The 263-nt window shown below is 48.7% G+C and carries 1 protein-coding gene; it reads right to left on the reverse strand.

Annotated features, from left to right (window positions below; translation table 11 throughout):
- Window positions 1-124: cold shock domain-containing protein (locus R0J88_RS21000; RefSeq protein ID WP_410901027.1), on the reverse strand; the 124-nt coding region annotated here is incomplete at its 3' end.
- Window positions 125-263 lie beyond the last annotated feature (139 nt).

Here is a 263-nt window from a genome sequence, read left to right on the forward strand (position 1 = left end):
GGGTTTTGTATCCGTCCATCCGGATGGCCGAATAATGGGCGAACAGGTCATCGGATTTACCTTCCTCATTGATGAATCCATAGCCCTTGGCATTGTTGAACCACTTGACTTTACCGCTTGCCATCCCTATGTCCCTCTGCAAAGGACTCCATCACTGGAGTATCATCCACTTCATCCGCATACGAACCTTGCGAAAAATCTGGTTGACTGCGCGGATCTTTATCGACCACGGTGGGTTCTTATTGGTTGTAACACCGTTTTGC

It is taken from the genome of Pseudoalteromonas sp. SIMBA_162 (assembly GCF_046535955.1).
Classification (GTDB): domain Bacteria; phylum Pseudomonadota; class Gammaproteobacteria; order Enterobacterales; family Alteromonadaceae; genus Pseudoalteromonas; species Pseudoalteromonas marina.